The organism is Flavobacterium sp., from assembly GCF_024710485.1.
Taxonomy (GTDB): Bacteria; Bacteroidota; Bacteroidia; order Flavobacteriales; family Flavobacteriaceae; genus Flavobacterium.
In genome coordinates this window covers 24,545-44,592 of record NZ_JANJUQ010000044.1, presented here as the reverse complement: position 1 = coordinate 44,592, position 20,048 = coordinate 24,545, and the positions used below count along the sequence as shown (strand labels likewise).

The window sequence follows — 20,048 nt, the reverse complement described above, 5'->3', positions numbered from 1 at the left end:
AAAAGAAAATTTCTCAAAGTAAAAAAGTGATTAAATGCGTATGTTGTTTTCAAGAATTATAAATTTTTTAATGCTTGTTTGATGATGGTTTCCACTGATGCCTCAGGATTATCTTTTAGGATTTTATCGACCACTTTTTCGGCATTTTTTCTAACATAACCCAACACCTCCAAAGCAGATAACGATTCTTCTCGGTTAATATTGTGTTGTGCCACAGAAATTTCATCTAAGTCGTATATTTTTAGCACCTTATCTCTTAAATCCAATATCACTCTTTGAGCGGTTTTATTGCCAATCCCTTTGATAGATTGGATGGTTCCCACATCACCTCCGGCTATAGCCTGAATTATTTGTTTAGGATCCAAGGAAGACAACATGGTACGCGCAATTCCAGCACCAATTCCTGATACAGACAAAAGCAATTTAAAGAGTTCTCTCTCCGATTTTTCTACAAATCCGTATAAAGAATGGGCATCTTCCTTAATTTGAAGATAAGTATACAATTTGATATAATCCGATTGCGGAAGCAATGAAAACGTATGCAATGAAATATTGATATGATAGCCTACTCCATTGCAGTCTATCACCACATCAGTCGGTGTTTTTTCAACTAATTTTCCTTGAATATGTGCAATCATTTTAACCTTAATCTAATCCAAATATAGCAAAATTCTTCAACTGACATCATCACTTTACAATATCTGAACAATATTACAAAACTATTTTTCAGACACTTTCTTTCTTTTGTCCTTTTCTTGGGCATCAACTACAGCTACCGCAACCATATTCACCATCTCTTCCACACTCGCTCCTAATTGGAAAATATGTACTGCTTTACTCATACCCAACATGATTGGACCGATAGAATCAACTTTGTAAAGTTCTTTTAACAACTTGTAGTTGATATTGGCTGCTTCCAAATTAGGGAAAACCAAGGTGTTCACTTTTTTACCGGCTAATTTTGAGAAAGGGAATTTATTTTTAAGCATTTCTGGATTTAAGGCAAAATCGGTTTGGATTTCACCATCAACAATTAAATCCGGATAATATTCGTGTAAGTAAGCTACGGCTTGTCTCACTTTGGTAGCGCTTTCATGAGAAGAAGAACCAAAATTTGAAAACGAAACCATTGCAATAACCGGCTCCATTCCAAACATTCTCACTGTTTTAGCGGTCATCAAGGCAATCTTGGCCAACTCATCGGCAGTTGGATTCGGATTGATGGCCGTATCGGATAAAAACATCGGTCCGCGGTTGGTCATCATCATATTGGTGGTAGCAATGAGGGAAATTCCGGGCGCTTTTCCAATCAATTGCATCAAAGGTTTTACAGTAGTCGGATAACTTCTGGAATACCCTGAAACCATAGCATCTGCATCGCCTTCATTGACCATCATAGCCGCAAAATAATTGCGCTCACGCATCCATTTTTGGGCGTCCAACAAAGAAATACCACGGCGCTGTCTCGACTTCCAATAAATATCGGCATATTTCATTCGACGCTCGTCTTCTTCTTTGGTTTTCGGGTCAAAAATCGGCACATCAGCATCAAATCCAAGCTCTTCTTTTAACTCTAAAATCAACTCTTTGTTCCCTAACAAAATCGGATGTGCGATACCTTCTTCGTAAGCAATTTGGGCCGCTTTCAACACATCCAGATGATCAGCTTCGGCAAAAACCACACGTTTCGGCTCTGTTTTAGCACGATTGGTTAATAAGCGAACCATTTTATTATCAGAACCTAATCGTTCTAACAATTCCTCTTCGTATTTTTCCCAATCGGTTATCGGATGTAAGGCTACACCCGAGTCCATAGCGGCTTTGGCTACTGCCGGGGCTACTTTAGTGATTAATCTCGGATCAAATGGTTTTGGAATAATATAGTCTCTCCCGAAGTTCAATCGGGTTTCTCCGTAAGCAATGTTTACTTGTTCCGGCACCGGTTCTTTGGCCAATTCCGCCAAGGCACGCACCGCAGCCATTTTCATTTCTTCGTTGATTTTGGTAGCTCTGACATCTAGCGCACCACGGAAAATATAGGGGAATCCTAAAACATTGTTCACCTGATTAGGATGATCTGAACGTCCGGTTGCCATAATAATATCTTTTCGGGTAGCGATTGCCAAATTATAATCAATTTCCGGTAAAGGATTCGCCATGGCAAATACGATTGGATTTTTAGCCATGCCCAACAACATTTCAGGGGTTAAAATATTACCCGCAGAAAGTCCTAAGAAAATATCGGCACCTACTAAAGCCTCTTCCAAGGTTGTTCCTTCTTTACCATTTGCGTATTTTTTTTGCAATTCAGACAGCGTAGTTCTCTCCGGAGAAAGTATTCCACGACTATCAAACATCACAATATTTTCAGGTTTGATGCCTAACAAAATATATAAATTGGCACAAGCCAAAGCAGCAGAACCGGCTCCGGATACGACAACTTTTACATCGGCTATATTCTTTTTCGCCAATTCTAAAGCATTCAATAGAGCCGCCGAGGAGATGATAGCAGTTCCGTGTTGGTCATCATGCATTACCGGAATATTCAACTCTTCCACCAAACGCCTTTCGATTTCAAAAGATTCCGGTGCTTTAATATCTTCCAGGTTGATTCCACCGAAAGTCGGCGCAATATTTTTTACTGTTTCTATGAACTTATCGACATCTTTCGTATCTATTTCAATATCGAATACATCAATTCCTGCGAAGATTTTAAACAATAAAGCTTTCCCTTCCATTACCGGTTTGGAAGCTTCCGGACCGATATCTCCTAATCCTAAAACAGCCGTTCCGTTACTGATAACCGCTACTAAATTTCCTTTAGCAGTGTATTTATAAACGTTATTAACGTCTTTAGCAATCTCTAAACAAGGCTCTGCCACACCCGGAGAATAGGCTAATGACAAGTCTCTTTGGGTAGCGTATTTTTTGGTCGGCACCACTTGAATTTTACCGGGTGCAGGTTTTGCGTGGTATAAAAGGGCTTCTCTGCGCTTACTATATTTGTTCATTTGAGAGTAGTTTTATTATGACTTACAAAGGTAGAAGACTGAGCGAAATATGGAAACTTTTAGCCGTTTCTTTTACTACCAATTTTACTTTAAAAAGTTAATATTTTTCTTGATTCCTTCCCATTGGGCTCGTTTGAGTGGTGAATTGGGGAAAACTTTAGCAAAAGTTTCCTCGGTGATTTCTTCCCAGTCTTTTTTGGAATAAGACAACAGTTCAGGATAAGCTTTAAAAGCCGGTTCTTGGTGTGGTTTTGAAAATTTATTCCACGGGCAAACATCTTGGCAAACATCGCAACCGAACATCCAATCGTCGAATTTACCTTTCACTTCAGAGGGAATATTTTCTTTAAGTTCGATGGTATAATAGGAAATACACTTGCTACCGTCTACTATATAGGGTGACACTATAGCTTGTGTTGGACAAGCGTCGATACATGCCGTACAAGTACCGCAGTGATCTGTTGTGGGATTGTCATACTCCAGTTCTAAATCGATGACCAACTGGGCTATGAAATAGAATGAACCTACTTTTTGGGTGATCAAATTGCTGTTTTTCCCAATCCATCCCAATCCACTTTTAGCGGCCCAAGCTTTGTCCATGATGGGTGCCATATCGACAAAAGCCCTACCCGAGAAATCGCCAATTTCTCTTTTGATAGATTTTAAAATCTTAACAACTTTTTTCTTGATGACGTTATGGTAATCTTTACCGTAAGCATATTTTGAAATTTTATAGGTATCCGCATTTTGAAACTCGGAAGGATAATAGTTGACCAATAAAGAGATGACACTTTTAGAATCGGGAACTAATAAGGTTGGATCCAAGCGCTTGTCAAAATACTCTTCCATATAACCCATTTGTCCGTGATAGTTTTGTTTTAGCCAACGTTCTAATCGCGGAGCTTCCTCTTCTAAAAACTCAGCTTTGGAAATACCGCAAGCCATAAAACCGAGGCGCTTGGCTTCGGCTTTGATGAATTGGGTATATTTCTCTTTACTTGAGTTCATGGTGCATTAGGGGTTGGAGCGATTGTTTGAGCTCTTTTTTGTGCAGCAAAAAAAGCGAGTGCGGAAAACCCGACCCGTAGGGACACGAGGCGAAAGCCGACTGCCCGAAGGGAAATGCCCTAAAATAATCCACCTTGAATATTTGGGTTGATCTTACCCAGGTGCTTATAGGCTTTCTCTGTGACTTCTCGACCACGCGGTGTTCTGACGATAAAACCTTCTTGGATTAAAAAAGGTTCGTATACTTCTTCAATTGTTTCACCGCTTTCGGAAACGGCTGTGGCTAAGGTAGATAATCCGACCGGACCACCTTTGAATTTTTCGATGATAGTGGTGAGTATTTTATTGTCCATTTCGTCTAAACCGTGGGCGTCTACATTAAGTGCTTTTAGTGAAAAACGGGCAATTTCAACATCGATTTTACCATTGCCTTTAATTTGGGCAAAATCACGTACTCGTCTGAGTAAAGCATTCGCAATACGAGGTGTTCCTCGGCTACGCCCTGCAATTTCGATAGCGGCTTCCATAGTTATAGGCATTTTAAGTATACTTGAACTACGCTGAACTATGGTAGTTAACAATTCTGTATTGTAATATTGTAAACGACTTTGGATACCGAAACGAGCGCGCATCGGGGCGGTTAAAAGACCCGAACGGGTTGTGGCACCAACCAGAGTAAAAGGATTAAGATTGATTTGGACACTTCTGGCATTGGGTCCGGATTCAATCATGATATCGATTTTGAAATCCTCCATTGCGGAATACAAGTATTCTTCCACTACCGGACTCAAACGATGAATTTCGTCTATGAACAAAACATCTCTTTCGTCCAAATTAGTCAACAAACCGGCTAAATCACCAGGCTTGTCCAAAACGGGTCCCGAAGTAATCTTGATGCCAACACCTAACTCGTTAGCCAAAATATTAGCCAAAGTGGTTTTCCCTAAACCAGGAGGTCCGTGAAACAAAGTATGGTCGAGAGCCTCTTGACGCAAATTAGCGGCTTCTACAAAGATTTTCAAATTCTCCAAAACCTGATCTTGACCGGTAAAATCATCAAAATTGAGTGGTCTCAATTTTTTCTCGAGGTCGAGCTCTTCGGGGTTGAAGCGTTGGTTGGTTGGATCTAAATTTTCATTCATCTCACAAATATATAACAAAGTTGGTTGCCAATAAAAAAGCCTTTCGGTTAGGAAAGGCTTTTTTATATTTTGTCAATGAATTAGTGATGTAATACTTCTTCACCCGGTTTCATTGGTACGTTTTGAGGAACAAAATCATCATCGTGACCCGGTTTACTGTAGTCATAAGGCCATCTGTGTACTTCAGGAATTTCACCCGGCCAGTTACCGTGGATGTGTTCAACAGGAGCAGTCCACTCAAGAGTGTTAGATCTCCATGGGTTTTGCACCGATTTCTTACCGTAGAAAATACTATGGAAGAAGTTCCACAAGAATACCAATTGGAATGCACCTCCTACTAGAGCAAAGGTTGTAATGATAACGTTTACGTTTTGTAAGTCGTCAAATAACGGGAAGCTTGTGTTAGAGTAATATCTTCTTGGTAATCCGGCCATACCGATAAAGTGCATTGGGAAGAAAACCCCGTAAGCACAAACTGCAGTAACCCAGAAGTGTACATAACCTAAGTTTTTATTTAGCATTCTACCAAACATTCTTGGGAACCAATGGTAGATACCTGCAAACATTCCGTAAAGTGCAGAGATACCCATTACTAAGTGGAAGTGAGCCACAACAAAGTAAGTATCGTGTACGTTGATGTCCAAAGTACTGTCTCCTAAAATAATTCCGGTTAAACCACCTGTAATGAAAGTGGACACCAAACCGATAGAAAACAACATCGCAGGATTTAATTGTAAGTTACCTTTCCACAAAGTAGTGATGTAGTTGAACGCTTTTACCGCAGAAGGTATGGCAATCAACAAAGTGGTGAAAGTAAATACAGATCCTAAGAATGGATTCATACCGGAGATAAACATATGGTGACCCCAAACGATAGTTGACAAGAAAGCAATGGCAATGATAGACATGATCATCGCTCTGTAACCGAAGATTGGTTTACGAGAGTTAGTAGCAATAATTTCGGAAGTAATTCCCAAAGCCGGTAACAATACGATATAAACCTCAGGGTGTCCTAAGAACCAGAATAAGTGTTCGAACAATACCGGAGAACCTCCTTGGTAATGCAATACTTCACCGGCGATATAAATATCAGATAGGAAGAATGAAGTACCGAAGCTTCTGTCCATGATTAACATCAAAGCTGCTGATAACAATACAGGGAAAGAAATAACTCCAATGATAGCAGTGATAAAGAAAGCCCAAATGGTAAGTGGCATTCTTGTCATCGACATCCCTTTAGTTCTAAGGTTGATTACAGTTACAATGTAGTTCAAAGAACCAAGCAATGAAGACGCAATAAAGATAGCCATTGAAACTAACCACAATGTCATCCCTGCTCCTGAACCAGACATAGCTTGAGGCAAAGCACTCAACGGAGGATAAATTGTCCAACCTGCTGATGCCGGTCCTGATTCAACAAACAAGGAAATAACCATTACTACACTTGAAAGGAAGAACAACCAGTAGGAAACCATATTCAGGAATCCTGAAGCCATGTCTCTAGCTCCAATTTGCAATGGAATTAATAAGTTACTGAAAGTTCCGCTTAGACCGGCAGTCAATACAAAGAATACCATAATGGTTCCGTGTATGGTTACCAATGCTAAATAGGTTTCATTATTCATAACACCTCCCGGAGCCATACGCTCACCTAAGAAGAAGCTGAAAATTTTAAAAGATTCTTCAGGCCAAGCCAATTGCATTCTGAAAAGCATTGACATCCCTACACCAATGATCCCCATAATGATACCTGTAATCAAATATTGTTTTGATATCATCTTGTGATCAATACTAAAAATATATTTAGTAATAAAGGTGTCTTTATGGTGGTGTTCGTGTGCGTCGTGACCGTGATCGTGGTTGTGAGCTGACATATATTATAAACTTTTAAATTTAATTACTGTTTTGGTTCTGCTTGGGCAACTACTGTAGTGTCTTTACCGGCAGTTGAAGATGAATCTTTTGAAGGAGCAGCAGGTGTTTCAGAAGCTTTGGCTTCAGCAGCTGCTGTTTTTACTGCTTGAACAATTGTTTTAGCAGAATTTTCTTTTAACCATGCGGCGTATTCTTCCGGTGTATCTACAACAATTTTCATTTGCATATTGTAGTGAGAAGAACCACAGATCTTATTACATAATAATAAATAATCGAAAGTGTAAGGATCTAAAGCTGTTTGACCTTCAGCCACTAGCTTCTCACTTTTCTTGGCTCTAATAGCATTGATGTTAGCCACCTTTGTAATCATAGCAGGTTTTTCTCTCATCTCAGCCGTTGTCATGGTAGGAATGAAAGAGAACGTAGTAACCATACCAGGAACACAGTTCATTTGTGCTCTGAAGTGCGGCATGTAAGCCGAGTGTAATACGTCTTGAGAACGCATTTTGAAAACTACTCTTTTTCCTTTAGGGATGTGTAATTCTGCAGATGTAAAATCATCTTGTGCATTTGGGTCAGACAAATCAACCCCTAAGTTGTTTACACCTTCAATATATCTAACGTTTGCTTTACCCAATACATTATCTGCACCGGCATAACGAGCTTCCCATTTAAATTGTTGCGCATATAATTCGATTACGATAGCATCTTGCTCGTCTTTCTCATCAATGAACATAATGTTTGTCCAAGCATATAATCCGTACAAAATCAAACCGGCTAGAACAATTGCAGGAATAATACTCCAGATAAACTCTAATTTGTTATTATCAGCGAAGTATAAAGCTTTTTGTCCTTGTCTTCCTCTGTATTTAAATGCAAAGTAGTGTAATAAAGCTTGAGTAACAGTTTGCACAATGAAGATAAGCACTAACGAAATCATCATCAAGTTATCAACTTGCGGACCATGCTCAGAAGCAGAATCACCGATTAGCGGTAAATCGCTATAGTTTAGCAAACACAAAATTGTAGTGAGATAGATGAAACCTAAAAAGGCAAACATCAAATAACCGTTTACTTTGTTATCATTATCATCTGCAATTTGAGTGTCATTAACATTTCCACCACCAACTTGAGTTAAGTCGAATATTTTAGTTAACTGCCATAGGGCAACTGCCAATAAGACTACAACTATAAGTATCAAAAAAGTTGTCATTTGTAATTTACTTTAAATATTAATAATGAAAATGTTTACTTTCTTCAATAAAAGGATTGCGTTTCGGTGTCAATGGTGCTTTAGTCAAGGCAGTGAATACTACAAAAATAAACAAGCCAAGGAAGAATAAGATTGAAGAAATCTCAGGCACTCCAATAAACCATTGATCCCCTACCGTTGCAGGCATAATCATGTTGAAGAAATCAACATAGTGACCTAATAGGATTACAATACCAGCCATAACGATAATCCATGAGATACGTTTGAAATCGGTGTTGATTAATACTAGGAACGGGAAAATGAAATTCATTACAACCGCACCCCAGAAAGGCAAACCGAAATCTTCGATACGAGTTTTGAAATAAGTTACCTCTTCCGGAATGTTAGAGTACCAAATCAACATGAATTGAGAGAACCATAGGTAAGTCCAAAACACACTGATACCAAACATGAATTTAGATAAATCGTGGATGTGACTTGAATTTACATTTTCTAAATATCCTTTTGATTTTAGGTATATAGTAACCATTGAGATTACAGTGATACCGCTCACAAAGAAACTGGCAAAAACATACCAACCGAACAATGTACTGAACCAATGCGGATCAACCGACATAATCCAATCCCATGACATGATAGATTCAGACACAATGAAGAATACTAAAAATGCAGCAGACATTTTGAAATTCTTTTTGTAGAAAGTATTATCAGTAGCTTCGTCTTGAGCCAAACAATTCTTTCTTGATAAATGTCTGTACAAGTTCCATCCAAAGATGAATACAGCCGCTCTGATAATCCAGAATGGGAAGTTCAAATAACCGGCTTTACCTTGAATTAATTCGTCTGTTGCTCTAACTTCTTCATCCATCCAAATAAACAAATGATTAAAGTGGAAACCTGATAAAAGCAACAATACAAAGAAAATAATTGAACCCGGTAACAAATAAGCGGTTATGCCTTGCATCACTCGGAATAAAACCGGAGACCAACCTGCTTGTGCTACTTGTTGAATGGCATAGAAAGCCAAAGCTCCTAAGGCAATTAACATAAAGAACAGACATGCTACATACAAGGCTGCCCACGGTTTGTTTTGTAATTGGTGTAGAACGTGCTCTAAGTGCTCGGTGTGCTCAGCGGTAGCTTTTGCATCGTGACCTGCTTCAGCTCCATGAGCATCATGAGTAGCTGCTGCATCGTGAGCATTAGAATGTCCGTGACTATCAGATGCCAAAATAGTCTCAACATCTTGGATAGTTTTTGGTGCAGTTAAAAAACCATAACCAATCCCAAGAACACCAATGATCATTAGGACAAAAGAAAAGGTTTTTAATTTACTTGAAAATGTATACATATCTATAACAATCTGTTTGTTCTACAATTATAATTTGCTTTTAAGTTGCATTACATAAGCGGAAACCAACCAACGTTCTTCTTGACTCATTTGATTGGCATGAGAACCCATTGAGTTCAAACCGTAAGTAACCACATGGAAAATACTAGCCTCATTAATTACTCTGTCAGCATAACTCGGAACACCCAAGAATTTCTCTTGTTGTACTAGTTTCCCTTTACCGTTACCCTCTGTTCCGTGACAAATAGCGCAATAAATACCGTAAAGTTCTTCTGCTTTTTTCATATCAACTTGCGTAGAATCCAATGGTGATTTCGGATTGGTAGCTTTTAACATAGCTAAGGCTTCCGGAGTATTCGGTACTTCGTAGGGCACAAAACCTCTTTTAATAGCACCGTCTGCTGGGATTTGGCCTTCCTTACCTTTCTCACCGGTAGGAGAATTGAAAGCATCAGATTCTGAATAGGTTTCGTAGGCTACTGATTCGTACATATTAGGCATGTACTGATAGTTAGGTTTCAAATCGTCTTTGCAAGAAGATACTGAAACCATGATGCCTAATACAAGTGCGGTTCTAAATAAACTTTTCATATCTAATATTAATGCTTTTCAATTACTTTCACTTCAACTGCTCCGGTTCCTTCGAAGAATTTAACCATTTCAGATTCGTCACCGTGAACGGCTACTTCCATTAAAAAGTGGTCATCGGTTGTTCTTACATCAGGATTTTCCGCTTGTTTGAATGGCCACAATTTACTTCTCATATAAAAAGTGATAACCATCAAGTGCGCTGCAAAGAAAACCGTCATCTCAAACATAACCGGTACAAAAGCCGGCATGTTTTGGATGTAACTAAAACTTGGTTTTCCTCCAATATCTTGCGGCCAATCAGATATCATAATATAATTCATCATGGTAGTGGCTACTGATAAACCAATACATCCGTAGATAAAAGCACAGATGGCTAATCTTGTTGGAGCCAATCCCATAGCTTTGTCTAATCCGTGTACCGGAAAAGGAGTATAAACTTCCTCAATATGATGGTGAGCTGAACGGGTTTGGTGAACCGCGTGCATTAATGCATCATCATCATTGTATATTGCGTGTATAACTTTATTACTACTCATAGCAATTATTAATGTTTATCTGAATGATTATGACCTTCTAATTCTCTTTGTCTTTTGTAATTTTCTCCGGAAGATTTCAAAATTGTTTTAACCTCTGCTTGTGCAATCACAGGGAAAGTTCTCGCATACAATAAGAATAACACAAAGAAGAAACCAATAGTTCCGATGAAGATACCAATGTCAACAAACGTCGGTTGGAACATAGTCCAAGATGACGGAAGGTAATCTCTGTGCAATGAGGTTACGATGATTACGAAACGCTCAAACCACATTCCGATGTTAACCACAATAGAGATTACGAATGAGAACATGATACTGGTTCTTAATTTTTTGAACCACATGAACTGTGGAGAGAAAACGTTACAAGTCATCATCGCCCAATAAGCCCAAGCGTAAGGTCCTGTTGCTCTGTTTAAGAAAGCGTATTGCTCATACTCTACTCCTGAATACCAAGCCACGAATAACTCGGTGATGTAAGCAACCCCTACAATGGAACCTGTAATCATGATTACAATGTTCATCAACTCGATATGTTGGATGGTGATGTAAGCTTCAAGGTTTGAAACTTTTCTCATGATAATTAACAAGGTGTTTACCATGGCAAAACCTGAGAATACTGCACCGGCAACGAAATACGGAGGGAAGATGGTGGTATGCCAACCCGGAATTACCGAAGTAGCAAAGTCAAAGGATACGATAGTATGTACAGAAAGTACTAACGGAGTAGCCAAACCGGCCAATACTAAGGATACTTCTTCAAAACGTTGCCAATCTTTAGCTCTACCGCTCCATCCGAATGATACGATAGTGTATATTTTTTTGGCAAAAGGTGTTACTGCTCTGTCTCTCAACATGGCGAAATCCGGTAATAACCCTGTCCACCAGAATACTAATGAAACAGATAAATAAGTTGAAATCGCAAATACGTCCCAAAGAAGTGGTGAGTTAAAGTTAACCCATAATGAACCGAATTGGTTTGGAATTGGCACTACCCAATAAGCTAACCAAGGACGACCCATGTGGATGATTGGGAATAAACCGGCTTGGATTACCGAGAAGATGGTCATCGCCTCAGCCGAACGGTTAATGGCCATTCTCCATTTTTGACGGAATAATAATAATACAGCAGAGATCAATGTACCGGCGTGACCGATACCTACCCACCAAACGAAGTTGGTGATATCCCAAGCCCAACCAATGGTTTTATTCAATCCCCATGTACCGATTCCTGTTGAGATGGTGTAGATAATACAACCTATCCCCCAAAGGAAAGCGGCTAATGCGATAGAAAATACAGTCCACCACTGTTTATTGGCTCTTCCTTCCACCGGAGCGGCTACATCTACAGTTACATCGTGATAAGTTTTATCACCTATAACTAAAGGTTTTCTAATGGGTGCTTCGTAATGAGACGACATAATCCTTTATATTGTTTCTTAATTAATTACTTATTGATACTAGGTATTTCTAACTTTAACGTGATAGAAAACATTTGGTTTGGTTCCAACACTTTCTAACAAATGGTACATTCTTTTGTCTTCGGCTAACTTAGCAATTTTGCTTTCTTTGTTGTTCACATCTCCGAAAACCATTGCGCCTGTAGTACAAGCAGCAGAACATGCCGTTTGGAATTCATCTACACCAACTTCTCTACCTTCTCGTTTTGCCGTTAAGATAGTTAATTGTGTTTTTTGGATACACATTGAACATTTCTCCATAACCCCTCGTGAACGAACGTTTACATCAGGATTCACCACCATACGACCTAAGTCATCATTCATGTGGAAATCAAACTCGCTGTTGTTGCTGTATAAGAACCAGTTGAAACGACGTACTTTGTACGGACAGTTGTTAGCACAGTAACGAGTACCCACACAACGGTTGTATGCCATTTGGTTTTGACCTTGACGACCGTGAGAAGTAGCAGCCACAGGACATACAGTTTCACATGGCGCGTGATTACAATGTTGACACATTACCGGTTGGAATACCACTTGAGGGTTGTCACTTGGGTTTTCCATTTGACCAAAACCACCCAATGAACCTTTATCTCCGAATAAACCGTCGAACTCGTCTTTTTTCTTGTTATCACCCTCAAAAGTCTCCTCAGAAGAATAGTATCTGTCAATACGCAACCAGTGCATATCACGACTTCTTCTAACTTCCGATTTTCCAACTACAGGCACGTTGTTTTCTGCATGACAAGCAATCACACAAGCACCACAACCGGTACAAGCATTTAAATCGATTGACAAGTTAAAATGATGTCCTACGGAACGATCAAAAGATTCCCATAAATCTACAGAGGTAGCAGGTACTTCTTTATGATCTAAAGAAACCATTGGTGTTGGGTTCCATACTTCAGGATCATCAAACTTAGCAGTGAAAACCGTTAAGGTTGTTTCTTTGATAATATCACCTCTACCCATTAATGTTTTTTGTGATTGAACACAAGCAAACTCATGGTTACCGTCAGCTTTAGTTAGTGTAGCCGACTGAACATTGTCAAAGTTGTTATATAAAGCGTAAGCATTAACACCTACTTGCATTTCTTCTTTTAATCCGGCTGTTTTACCGTAACCCAAAGCCAAACCGATAGTACCTACCGCTTGACCAGGTTGAACAATAACCGGAGCCGTGATAGAAGTTGAACCTACTTTTACTGTAGCATAACTTCCGTCTAAACCACCATTGGCCACAATTTCATTTTTCAAGCCTAACTTTTCAGCATCAACTTTCGAAACCGTTAAGTAATTATCCCAAGACACTCTGGTAATCGGATCCGGGAATTCTTGTAACCATGGGTTATTGGCTTGTTGACCGTCTCCCATACCGGTTTTCGTATACAATACCAATTCGAAATTGGCTAATGTCTTAGATTGTGCTAAAGCAGCAGCAGCAGCAGCATAATCAGCTGAACCTGCAGAAGCCGGAGCAGCAACACCTGGAGCTACACCGTCATGAACAGCTTTGTTCCAAGTCAATCCGTTTAAGTAAGCTGCTGAATTGGCTTTGATATAATCATAATAAGAAGCACTATTCCCTGTCCATGACAACAATCCTTCTTGGAATTGTTTAGAACTGAACAACGGACGAATGGTTGGTTGAACAATAGAATAGGTTCCTTTGGTTAACATTAAATCGTTCCATGACTCTAAGTAATGAGGTGCAGGAACAGCAATATTGGTAACAGAAGCTGTTTCATCTTCTTTCAAAGAGAACGCTACTGATAATTTTACTTTTTTCAATCCTTCAGCAAAGGCTTTACCATTGGCTAAAGTATAAACAGGGTTAACACCACTCATGATTAAAGTATGTACATTCCCTGCATTAATGTCCGCCAACAATTGGGTCACTTTGGCATCAGATCCTTTTCTGATTTGACGAGTTCCGGCAGTAGAAAACGCCTCACTTGCCAAAGCCTGGTTAATGGCCAACACTAACAATTGTGCATTTTTATCTTGAATACCGGAAACTAAAAGACCTTTTGCACCTGCAGCTTTTAATTGTTGTGCCGCTTTAGTCACTAAATCATCGTTAGCAACTTTACCAACACTCGTTGAAGCTCCAGTAACTATATTATAAATTTTCACTAAGGCCAATTTTTGGTCAGCCACTTTCATTGGGACTCTTTTATCCGCAGCAGCACCCGACAAAGTCATGTTAGCTTCAAATTGGTAATGCTTAGACATTTTCCCCTTTTGAGGAATTCTGCCTTGAGCATAACCGGTATCGTATCCGCCACCTTGCCAATCTCCTAAGAAATCAGCTCCAACGGAAACTATAGTATTTGCTTTTGAAAAATCATAATCAACTAAAGCTCTTTCACCGTAAACTGCTTCAAAAGCATCCAAAGCAGCTGACTCAGAAACCGCATCATACACCACATGCTTAGCATTTGGATTTTGTGCGATGAACTCAGCAATCAACTTTTCAGTAGAAGGACTCGCTAAAGTATTAGTCAACAACACCACTTGACCGCCTTTTGCTTTCGCATCAGCCAAACTGGCTTTGATTTTCATATCAGCCGCTGCCCAAGTAGCATCTTTCTGATCTACTTTGGTTACTTTAAGACGTGTGTTGTCATACAAAGACAAAACCGAAGCATGAACTCTGGCATTGGCAGTGAACTTAGCACCAGCTATAGTATTGTTTTCAATTTTAATCGGACGACCTTCACGTGACTTTACCAATAAATTGGCAAAATCAAATCCATCAAACATTGAAGTCGCAAAATAATCTGCTACTCCCGGAATTATTTGCTCCGGCTGTAAAACGTAAGGAATTGATTTGTGCACAGGACCTTCACAAGCAGCCAAAGTGGCAGCTGCTGTACTAAATCCAACGTATTTCAAGAAATCACGACGAGTTGTTGAAGAAGAGGATAAGGATTCTTTATCAGACAAAAACTCATCCGTTGGGATTGGTTCTGAGAACTCATTATTTCTAAGCGTCTCAACAATAGAACTATTTTCGTTTAGTTCCTCAACACTTTTCCAGTATTTTTTGTTCGATGACATCGTATATAAATATTAGCTTCTTAATAATTTGATTAATAGTGGCACTTACCACATTCTAAACCTCCCATTTGTGCTGCAGTCAACTTGTCTACACCATACTTTTTAGAAAGCTCTTCGTGAATTTTAGTGTAATAGGCATTACCCTCCATCTTAACATCGGTCTCACGGTGACATTGGATACACCATCCCATAGTTAGAGGCGCAAATTGCTTCTGAATTTCGTACTCTTGAACCGTACCGTGACATTTCTGACATTCGATACCAGCCACAGTTACGTGTTGAGAGTGATTGAAATAAGCAAAATCAGGCAAATTATGTATTCTAACCCATTTAACCGGACTAGTTTTACCCGTGTATTTTTGAGTAGCTTTATCCCAACCTACAGCATCATACAACTTTTGAATCTCGCCATCATAAAATGCTTTGGTATACTCAGGTGTTGCAGTAGTATCAGCTACTTCAGCAATATTCTTGTGACAGTTCATACACACATTCAACGAAGGAATACCTGCATTCTTACTAACTCTGGCAGCAGAGTGACAGTATTTACAATCGATACCATTACTACCGGCGTGAATTCTATGAGAGAAGTGAATTGGTTGAATAGGCGCATAATCCTGATCAACACCTACCTGCATCATCCATCCGTACACAAAGTAACCACTAGACAACAACAAAAAGATTGAGGCCACCAACACTAAAAATTGATTTTTAGCAAAAGCTTTCCACAATGAAACACCTTCTTTAGACGGCAATTCAATCCCGTTAGACTTAGCCACTTTAGTAAGTACATTGTTCACAAAGAACAGCATCACCACCAACATGAACATCACCAAAGCCAAGGCTCCAAGAATTACATCGTTGGAAATCCCTCCTTGATTAGCATCACCACCGGCTCCAGGCACAGCAGCTACTGCAGCAGCAGGTTCCGCTTTTTTCTCATCGGTATAAGCAATGATGTTGTCTATATCTGTTGTTGACAATTGAGGAAAAGCAGTCATTACTGACTTGTTATACTCTTCAAAAATTTTGATAGCCTTAGCATCTCCGGATTTGATAAGAGCCGAACTGTTATTAATCCATTTGTAAAGCCATTCCTTGTCATACTTTGCAGAAACACCTCTCAATGCAGGACCGGTCATTTTTTTATCAAGACCATGACATGCCGCACAATTCGAATTGAACAAAGCTTTACCAGCTACCGGATCACCTCCTGAGGCAGCTGCCGGGGCTGCATCTGTTGCGGCAGGAGCTGCAGCATCAGTTGTTGCCGGAGTTTCTTGTGAAAATGAAGAGAAGGAGAACGTTAGCATCAAAGCTAAACTGAAGACTATTGTCCTTGAAATCGAATTATGGTTACCCATTTTTTTCATATAATAAATGATTATCGACTAATGTTGGCATGATTCTTTCTGAAAGATTTTCAGCTAAAAATCGACGCTTTCTTTAAAACTTGCACAAAAATACGACTTATGAACTATTCTCAAAACCTTAAATATATCATAAATACCAATTTATATTAATTCTAAATAACAAATCCTGTTTTGTTTAATTTATTAAGTTTTACATTTGTATAAAAATCAAATCATTATGGAATTTTCAGCCAAAACAAAACCTCTTTTTTTCTACGCAATCGTTTTCTTTATTTGTCAAAAAAGCTTTTCTCAAGACGCAAAAGTGACCGTCGACCAAGATGTTAGGTTTGAACAGTTGCTAAATGAAAAAAGGAAAATTAACAGTTCAATTACTATTAATGATCGTTATAAAATTCAGATCTTTAACGGCGACACTGAAAACTCAAAAAAGACTTTGATTGAATTTAAAAAAGAGTTTAAAAATTTAGATGCCACCATTGTGTTTAGCACTCCATTATACAAGGTTTGGGTAGGTAATTTTAAAACCCGTATAGAAGCCGAAAAAAACTTGGTTTTACTCAAGAAAAAATACCCAACCGCTTTCTTAATCAAACCAAATAAATAAAAAAAAGCCTCGAAATTCGAGGCTTTTTTTATTTGTTATTTCAACTTTTTCTTCACTTCCACTTCTTGGAAAGCTTCGATAGTATCGTATTCACGAATGTCGTTGTAGTTCTTGATTTGCATACCGCAATCATATCCTTTAGACACTTCTTTCACATCGTCTTTAAAACGTTTTAAGGTAGCCAATTCTCCGGTGTAAATAACAACTCCTTCGCGAATCAAACGGATTTTAGAGTTACGGAAGATCTTACCATCGGTAACCATACATCCGGCAATAGTTCCCACTTTAGAAACTTTGAAAAGCTCACGGATTTCAGCTGTTCCGGTAATTTCTTCTTTCATCTCCGGAGACAACATGCCTTCCATCGCATCTTTCAAGTCGTCGATAGCATCGTAAATAATTGAATAGTTTCTGATATCGATTTCTTCTTTGTCAGCCAATTGTTTAGCGTTTCCGGAAGGGCGAACGTTAAATCCGATAATAATTGCATCGGAAGCCGAAGCCAACAATACATCAGACTCAGTAATCGCACCAACACCTTTGTGTATGATTCGGATTTGAATTTCTTCGGTTGACAATTTAGAGAAGGAATCAGACAATGCTTCTACCGAACCGTCAACATCTCCTTTTAAGATAATATTTAATTCTTTGAATTGTCCTAAAGCGATACGACGACCGATTTCTGCCAAAGTAATGTGCTTTTGCGTACGAACCGATTGCTCACGCAATAATTGAGTACGTTTGGCTGCGATTTGTTTGGCTTCTCTTTCGTCTTCAAACACATTGAACTTGTCACCCGCTGTTGGCGCTCCATCCAATCCTAAAATGGATATGGGCGTTGACGGACCGGCCACCAATACATTGTGTCCTCTTTCATCGTGCATGGCCTTTACTTTACCGTGATTCTTCCCAGCCAATACATAATCGCCTACTTTTAATGTTCCGGCTTGAACCAAAACAGTTGACACATATCCGCGACCTTTATCTAAGAAAGCCTCTACTACTGTACCTACAGCAGGTTTGTTTGGATTTGCTTTCAAATCTAACAATTCAGCTTCTAACAATACTTTTTCTAATAAATCTTTCACACCGGTTCCGGCTTTAGCTGAGATATCGTGTGATTGGTATTTTCCACCCCAGTCTTCTACCAACAAATTCATTCCCGCCAATTGCTCTTTAATCTTTTCAGGATTAGCGGCAGGTTTATCCACTTTATTGATGGCAAAAATCATAGGAACGCCGGCTGCCTGAGCATGACTGATAGCTTCTTTGGTTTGAGGCATGATGTCGTCATCCGCAGCAATAACAATGATGGCAATATCAGTAACTTGAGCACCACGAGCACGCATAGCGGTAAAAGCTTCGTGACCTGGCGTGTCCAAGAATGTTATTTTTTGACCATTCTCTAATTCTACTCCGTAAGCACCGATGTGTTGGGTAATTCCTCCGGATTCTCCTGCAATTACATTGGTTTTACGAATGTAATCCAACAAGGAAGTTTTACCGTGATCTACGTGACCCATTACGGTTACGATAGGCGCGCGGTGTACTAAATCTTCCGGTTTATCCTCAACTACTTCAAGGTTTTCCTCAATATCAGTGGTAATAAATTCTACTTGATAACCAAATTCATCGGCTACAATAGAAAGTGTTTCGGCGTCTAATCTTTGGTTCATGGTTACCATGATTCCCAAGGTCATACAAGTTCCGATTACTTTAGTAATTGGCACGTCCATCATGGTCGCAATTTCACCTACAGTAACAAACTCGGTTACTTTCAGGATTTTGCTTCCTTCTTCCATCGCCTGCATTTCATCTTCCGAACGTTGACGGTGTGTATCACGCTTGTCTCTACGGTATTTCGCAGCTTTGGATTTGTTTCCTTTTCCTTGTAAACGCTCTAAAGTTTCTTTGATTTGGTTTTTAACCTCTTCTTCTGTCGGCTCTACTTTTTGAACGATAGCCGGACGATTCCCTTTTTGGAAGCCTGGTTTATTGCCAAATTTAGAAGGTCCGCCTTGTGCATTATTGCCTCCTGTTATAGCCGGTTTGTCTCCGGGTTTCGGCGCAATTCTTTTGCGTTTATTTTTGTTGGCATTCTGACTTGCATTAGTACTTTGTCCGTTAGCAGCAGCCGGTTTACCATTGTCTTTCTTGAATTCTTCTTTCTTCTTTTTCGGCTTGTTAAATTGAGACAAATCAATTACCTGACCGGTCAAAGTGGCACCGGACAATTTTTGGTATTGCGTAGTTATAGTCTCATCTGCCGCTGTATCCGCTGGCTTTGCAGCCACTACTTTAGGAGCAACAACTTCTTTTGGAGCCTCTTTTTTTGGCTCGGCTACCGGTGCTGCTTCACTTTTTGGAGTAACACTTTCTGATTTTTCCGCGGTAATCTTAGGAGTTTCCGGGGCAGCAACACTTTGCTTCGGTTCTAAATCGATTTTTCCGACTTGCTTCGGTCCGCTGATTACGGCTTTGGCTTTGATGAGCTCAAGACGTTGGCGTTCCTCTTCCTGTTTGCGCTTGTCTTCAATTTCTTTTTCTCTTTCTAAACGAAGGGCTTCTTTTTCTTTTCTGATCTCTTCGCTTATTCCTTTAGAAGCTTCTTTGTTGCCTTTGTCGCCGGCAAATTGACCACAAAGAATGTTGTATACATCATCGGAAATTTTTGTGTTAGGACTTGCTTCAATAGCAATCCCTTTATCCTTAAGATAATCCACAGCTCTTTCCAAAGAAATATTTAATTCCCTTAAAACTTTATTAATTCTAATATTTCCTTCAGACATAAAATCTAATTAATGTTAACTTATTGTTGTGT

At 39.3% G+C, this 20,048-nt stretch carries 14 protein-coding genes; 1 reads left to right on the top strand and 13 read right to left on the bottom strand.

Annotated elements, in window-relative coordinates; genetic code table 11:
• Positions 1 to 56: 56 nt before the first annotated feature.
• From ruvA to Q0M21_RS11510, 12 genes are all read right to left on the bottom strand, one after another.
• Positions 57 to 638, bottom strand: a complete 582-nt coding sequence (gene ruvA / locus Q0M21_RS11565; RefSeq protein ID WP_295338383.1) for a Holliday junction branch migration protein RuvA — start codon at positions 636 to 638, stop codon at positions 57 to 59.
• 81 nt (positions 639 to 719) lie between these two features.
• Positions 720 to 3,011 carry an NADP-dependent malic enzyme gene (locus tag Q0M21_RS11560; RefSeq protein ID WP_295338379.1) on the bottom strand — a complete coding sequence of 764 codons (2,292 nt, stop codon included), beginning with the start codon at positions 3,009 to 3,011 and terminating at the stop codon, positions 720 to 722.
• 84 nt (positions 3,012 to 3,095) lie between these two features.
• Positions 3,096 to 4,019, bottom strand: a complete 924-nt coding sequence (queG, locus tag Q0M21_RS11555; protein ID WP_295338376.1) for a tRNA epoxyqueuosine(34) reductase QueG — start codon at positions 4,017 to 4,019, stop codon at positions 3,096 to 3,098.
• Between the two features lie 119 nt (positions 4,020 to 4,138).
• The gene (ruvB, locus tag Q0M21_RS11550; RefSeq protein WP_295338373.1) at positions 4,139 to 5,161 is read right to left on the bottom strand and encodes a Holliday junction branch migration DNA helicase RuvB; all 1,023 of its coding nucleotides are present in this window, start codon (positions 5,159 to 5,161) and stop codon (positions 4,139 to 4,141) included.
• An 80-nt stretch (positions 5,162 to 5,241) separates the two neighbouring features.
• A complete protein-coding gene (locus Q0M21_RS11545) occupies positions 5,242 to 7,035 on the bottom strand; it encodes a cbb3-type cytochrome c oxidase subunit I (RefSeq protein WP_295338370.1) in 1,794 nt (597 codons plus the stop codon).
• Positions 7,036 to 7,058: 23 nt separating this feature from the next.
• Positions 7,059 to 8,249, bottom strand: a complete 1,191-nt coding sequence (locus tag Q0M21_RS11540; RefSeq protein WP_295338367.1) for a cytochrome c oxidase subunit II — start codon at positions 8,247 to 8,249, stop codon at positions 7,059 to 7,061.
• 19 nt (positions 8,250 to 8,268) lie between these two features.
• Complete coding sequence (locus tag Q0M21_RS11535) at positions 8,269 to 9,600, bottom strand: quinol:cytochrome C oxidoreductase (RefSeq protein ID WP_295338364.1); 1,332 nt, start codon at positions 9,598 to 9,600, stop codon at positions 8,269 to 8,271.
• A 27-nt stretch (positions 9,601 to 9,627) separates the two neighbouring features.
• Positions 9,628 to 10,191 carry a cytochrome c gene (locus tag Q0M21_RS11530; RefSeq protein WP_295338361.1) on the bottom strand — a complete coding sequence of 188 codons (564 nt, stop codon included), beginning with the start codon at positions 10,189 to 10,191 and terminating at the stop codon, positions 9,628 to 9,630.
• Between the two features lie 8 nt (positions 10,192 to 10,199).
• Complete coding sequence (locus tag Q0M21_RS11525; protein WP_295338358.1) at positions 10,200 to 10,727, bottom strand: DUF3341 domain-containing protein; 528 nt, start codon at positions 10,725 to 10,727, stop codon at positions 10,200 to 10,202.
• Positions 10,728 to 10,735: 8 nt separating this feature from the next.
• Positions 10,736 to 12,145 (bottom strand): NrfD/PsrC family molybdoenzyme membrane anchor subunit, encoded by a 1,410-nt coding sequence (gene nrfD, locus Q0M21_RS11520; RefSeq protein ID WP_295338355.1) that lies wholly within the window; start codon positions 12,143 to 12,145, stop codon positions 10,736 to 10,738.
• 39 nt (positions 12,146 to 12,184) lie between these two features.
• Positions 12,185 to 15,247, bottom strand: coding sequence for a TAT-variant-translocated molybdopterin oxidoreductase (locus tag Q0M21_RS11515; RefSeq protein ID WP_295338352.1), 3,063 nt, complete (start codon positions 15,245 to 15,247; stop codon positions 12,185 to 12,187).
• Positions 15,248 to 15,279: 32 nt separating this feature from the next.
• Entirely contained in the window at positions 15,280 to 16,620 is a 1,341-nt protein-coding gene (locus tag Q0M21_RS11510; protein WP_295338348.1) for a c-type cytochrome, read from the bottom strand.
• 196 nt (positions 16,621 to 16,816) lie between these two features.
• Between Q0M21_RS11510 and Q0M21_RS11505 the strand changes: the two genes are divergently transcribed.
• A complete protein-coding gene (locus Q0M21_RS11505) occupies positions 16,817 to 17,227 on the top strand; it encodes an SPOR domain-containing protein (RefSeq protein WP_295338345.1) in 411 nt (136 codons plus the stop codon).
• 35 nt (positions 17,228 to 17,262) lie between these two features.
• Here Q0M21_RS11505 and infB read toward each other — a convergent pair whose 3' ends face one another.
• The gene (gene infB / locus Q0M21_RS11500) at positions 17,263 to 20,016 is read right to left on the bottom strand and encodes a translation initiation factor IF-2 (RefSeq protein WP_295338341.1); all 2,754 of its coding nucleotides are present in this window, start codon (positions 20,014 to 20,016) and stop codon (positions 17,263 to 17,265) included.
• Positions 20,017 to 20,048 lie beyond the last annotated feature (32 nt).

Coding starts and splice junctions, on each gene's coding strand:
- infB (WP_295338341.1), bottom strand. CDS start 20,016: ATGTCTGAAGGAAATATTAGAATTAATAAAGTTTTAAGGGAATTAAAT.
- nrfD (WP_295338355.1), bottom strand. CDS start 12,145: ATGTCGTCTCATTACGAAGCACCCATTAGAAAACCTTTAGTTATAGGT.
- ruvB (WP_295338373.1), bottom strand. CDS start 5,161: ATGAATGAAAATTTAGATCCAACCAACCAACGCTTCAACCCCGAAGAG.
- Q0M21_RS11545 (WP_295338370.1), bottom strand. CDS start 7,035: ATGTCAGCTCACAACCACGATCACGGTCACGACGCACACGAACACCAC.
- Q0M21_RS11510 (WP_295338348.1), bottom strand. CDS start 16,620: ATGAAAAAAATGGGTAACCATAATTCGATTTCAAGGACAATAGTCTTC.
- Q0M21_RS11525 (WP_295338358.1), bottom strand. CDS start 10,727: ATGAGTAGTAATAAAGTTATACACGCAATATACAATGATGATGATGCA.
- Q0M21_RS11515 (WP_295338352.1), bottom strand. CDS start 15,247: ATGTCATCGAACAAAAAATACTGGAAAAGTGTTGAGGAACTAAACGAA.
- queG (WP_295338376.1), bottom strand. CDS start 4,019: ATGAACTCAAGTAAAGAGAAATATACCCAATTCATCAAAGCCGAAGCC.
- Q0M21_RS11535 (WP_295338364.1), bottom strand. CDS start 9,600: ATGTATACATTTTCAAGTAAATTAAAAACCTTTTCTTTTGTCCTAATG.
- Q0M21_RS11530 (WP_295338361.1), bottom strand. CDS start 10,191: ATGAAAAGTTTATTTAGAACCGCACTTGTATTAGGCATCATGGTTTCA.
- Q0M21_RS11540 (WP_295338367.1), bottom strand. CDS start 8,249: ATGACAACTTTTTTGATACTTATAGTTGTAGTCTTATTGGCAGTTGCC.
- ruvA (WP_295338383.1), bottom strand. CDS start 638: ATGATTGCACATATTCAAGGAAAATTAGTTGAAAAAACACCGACTGAT.
- Q0M21_RS11560 (WP_295338379.1), bottom strand. CDS start 3,011: ATGAACAAATATAGTAAGCGCAGAGAAGCCCTTTTATACCACGCAAAA.